The sequence below is a fragment of the Micromonospora maritima genome (assembly GCF_902825405.1).
GTDB lineage: Bacteria > Actinomycetota > Actinomycetes > Mycobacteriales > Micromonosporaceae > Micromonospora > Micromonospora maritima.
Genome location: NZ_CADEAU010000686.1, coordinates 1 through 2,377 on the forward strand (window position 1 = coordinate 1; position 2,377 = coordinate 2,377).

At 76.1% G+C, this 2,377-nt stretch carries 3 protein-coding genes; 2 read left to right on the forward strand and 1 reads right to left on the reverse strand.

Going from position 1 to position 2,377, the window contains the following annotated elements; all coding sequences use genetic code 11:
- Positions 1–989 (reverse strand): FAD-dependent monooxygenase (locus tag HUW36_RS31060; protein ID WP_174531339.1); only part of this gene is annotated, 989 nt, incomplete at its 3' end.
- Positions 990–1,078: 89 nt separating this feature from the next.
- On the opposite strand from HUW36_RS31060, the gene HUW36_RS31065 reads away from it, so the two are divergent.
- A complete protein-coding gene (locus tag HUW36_RS31065) occupies positions 1,079–1,678 on the forward strand; it encodes a TetR/AcrR family transcriptional regulator (protein ID WP_217428908.1) in 600 nt (199 codons plus the stop codon).
- 16 nt (positions 1,679–1,694) lie between these two features.
- The gene (locus HUW36_RS31070; RefSeq protein ID WP_174531341.1) at positions 1,695–2,225 is read left to right on the forward strand and encodes a SigE family RNA polymerase sigma factor; all 531 of its coding nucleotides are present in this window, start codon (positions 1,695–1,697) and stop codon (positions 2,223–2,225) included.
- Positions 2,226–2,377 lie beyond the last annotated feature (152 nt).

Genomic DNA, 2,377 nt, shown 5'->3' on the forward strand with positions numbered 1-2,377 from the left:
AGCACCTCCTCGGCCCGGGGGCGGCGCTCGGCGGCGTACGCGTCGAGGGCTTCCGGACCGGCGGCGAGCGCGTCGCCGAGCGCGACCGCGTCCCGCAGGCCGAGGTTCATCCCCTGCCCACCGGCGGGGCTGTGCACGTGCGCCGCGTCGCCGGCGAGCAGCACCGGCCCGGACCGGTAGGTGTCCGCGATCCGGTGGTGGATCCGGAACCGGGACGCCCACACCATCGCGGTGACCCGGTCCGGCCGGCGGGCCGGGCCCCGCTCGTCGAGCAGCGCCTGGAAGTGCCGCGCCTCGGGCTCGCGCGGCGCGTCGGCCACGGTGGCGACCAGCCGGACCGTGCCGTCGGGCAGCGGCGCCCAGACCAGCGGGCCCTGCCGGGACAGGAAGAGGGTGACCTGGTCGCGCGGGAGCGTGCTGTCCACCCGTACGTCGGCGAGCAGGAACGACTCACCGGGGTCGGCCGGGCCGCCGAAGCCGATGCCGGCCAGCTCGCGGACCCGGCTGTGCATGCCGTCCGCGCCGACCACCCAGCGGGCCCGGACCGTGCCGCCGTCGGCGAACCGCGCGGTGGCGCCGCCGTCGTCGAGGTCGAGGCCGGTCAGCTCGTACGGCCGCCGCACCCGCCCGCCGAGCGCGGTGAGCCGGTCGGCGAGCACCGCCTCGGTCTCGGCCTGGGAGACGAGCAGCGCGTACGGGTAGCGGGACGGCAACCGGTCGAAGGGGACGGTGGCCAGGACGCGGTCCCGGTCGCGGACGACGAACCGGGTCGAGTGCACGCCCCGGGCGGCCAGTGGGGCGGCCACCCCGATCCGGTCCAGCGCCTCCAGCGTGCCGGCGTGCACGACGGCGGCGCGCGAGGTGACGGGTGGCTGGGCCAACCGGTCGACCACCGTGGCGTGCACGCCGTGACCGGCCAGGGCCACCGCCACGGCGAGGCCTGTCGGTCCGGCTCCGACCACGAGGACGTCCGTTCGTTCGGGCAGCATCGCTCCACCTCCGCCAGGGTCAACAACTGTTTGCCAACGCTTGTTGACTTGACACTAGCGTCGATGTCAACGCCTGTTGGCCTACAGTCGTGGACATGACCGACACGGCTCCCCGCGCCCGCCGATCGGACGCCACCCGGGCGGCCATCCTGCGCGCCGCCCGGGCCCGCTTCGCCGCCGACGGCTACGACCGCGCCACCATCCGGGCCATCGCCGCCGACGCCCGGATCGACCCGTCGATGGTGATGCGCTACTACGGCAGCAAGGAGGGGCTCTTCGCGGCGGCGGCCGAGTTCGACCTGCACCTGCCCGACCTGACCCGGGTGCCGCCGGACCGGCTCGGTGAGACGCTGATCCGGCACTTCGTCCGCCGGTGGGAGGCCGACGGGACACTCGTCGCGCTGCTCCGGGCCGCCAGCACCAACCCTGGCGCGGCCGAACGCATGCGCGGCATCTTCGCCGACCAGCTCGCCGGCGCGGTGGCCCGGACCGGCGCCGACCCGGCCACCGCCGACCGCCGGGCCGGCCTGGTGGCCAGCCAGATCCTCGGCCTCGCCCTCACCCGGTACGTCGTCCGGCTGCCCCCCGTGGTCGGCCTCGACCCGGAGGAACTGGCCGCCTGGGTCGGCCCGACGATCCAGCGCTACCTGACCCAACCATTCCCACCGTCCCACGCGTCTGACGGGTGACGGAGGGAGCAGCCGGATGGGGCGAGCCGCGGACCACGGGCGGGCGGACTACCTCGCGTTCGTCGAGATCCACCAGCACCGGCTGCTGCGTGCCGCGTACCTGGTCTGCGGCAACCGGCACCAGGCCGAGGACCTGCTCCAGGACGCGCTGCTGAAGCTGGCGCTGCGCTGGCCCTCGGTGCGCGACGGAGACCCGGCCGCCTACGTGCGCGCCATCCTCTACCGGGACGCGGTCTCGTGGTGGCGGCGCCGGCGGCGGGAACGGCTCAGCGCCCACCCGCCGGAGCGGGCGGACGCGGACGCCGACGACGCGCTGCGGCTCTCCGTCCGCGCCGCGCTCGACCGGCTGCCGCCGCGCCAGCGGGCGGTGCTGGTGCTGCGCTACTTCGAGGACCTGACCGAGGCGGCCACCGCCGAGGCGCTCGGCGTCACGGTCGGCACCGTCAAGAGCCAGTGCCACGACGCGTTGCGCCGCCTCCGCCAGGTGGCGCCGGAACTGGGCGGCACCGACGACGGCCTGGTCACCGGGATGGAGGCGAACCCGTGAACGAACCCGACCTGACCCGGTTGCTCACCCGGGCCGCCGAGGACGTCCGGCCGACCCGACCCGCCGCCGCCGCCTGCCCCTCCCGGTCCTTGCGCGGGTTGACCGACCCCCTTGGCGGCCCCTCGGCCCCGGACCCCGCCAGCTCCCCGACG